The sequence below is a fragment of the Actinomadura napierensis genome (assembly GCF_039529375.1).
GTDB classification, from domain to species: Bacteria; Actinomycetota; Actinomycetes; order Streptosporangiales; family Streptosporangiaceae; genus Spirillospora; species Spirillospora napierensis.
The window spans coordinates 1-723 of the sequence record NZ_BAAAMR010000304.1 but is presented as its reverse complement, the minus strand read 5'-3'; the positions used below and the strand labels follow the sequence as shown (position 1 = coordinate 723).

The 723-nt window shown below is 44.1% G+C and carries 1 pseudogene; it reads left to right on the top strand.

What is annotated here, in order from left to right:
* Positions 1-565, top strand: a pseudogene (locus tag ABD296_RS49590) (urocanate hydratase); the annotation flags it as partial.
* Positions 566-723 lie beyond the last annotated feature (158 nt).

Below are 723 nucleotides of genomic sequence, written 5' to 3'. Positions count from 1 at the left end.
GGAAGATATTTATAAAACAGATGCCAAAGTTAAAGAGTTAATTCCTGATGATGAGCATTTACATCACTGGTTAGACATGGCTCGTGAACGTATTAGCTTCCAAGGCTTACCAGCGCGTATTTGCTGGGTAGGTTTAGGCTTACGTGCAAAACTTGGTTTGGCATTTAACGAAATGGTTCGTAGCGGTGAATTGTCTGCACCGATCGTGATTGGTCGTGACCACTTAGACTCAGGTTCGGTTGCAAGTCCTAACCGTGAAACTGAAGCAATGCAAGACGGATCAGATGCAGTATCAGACTGGCCTTTATTAAATGCATTGTTAAATACAGCAGGCGGCGCAACTTGGGTGTCTCTACATCATGGTGGTGGTGTAGGTATGGGCTTCTCTCAACACTCGGGCGTTGTGATTGTGTGTGATGGTACAGATGAAGCTGCTGCACGTATTGCTCGCGTACTGACCAATGACCCTGCAACAGGTGTTATGCGTCATGCCGATGTAGGTTATGAAATTGCGATTAACTGTGCCAAAGAGCAAGGCTTACACTTGCCAATGATCACGCAATAAAAATACATGGAAGAACTGGCGGTGCTTTTTGCAATTGTGAAAAGCACCGTCTCAGCAGAATATAGTGCAAAAAATTAGGAAGCCAACATGGAATTACTGATCCAACCGAGAAAACTGACCTTAGCAGATTTACGTCAAGCTTACCTCAACACAATTAA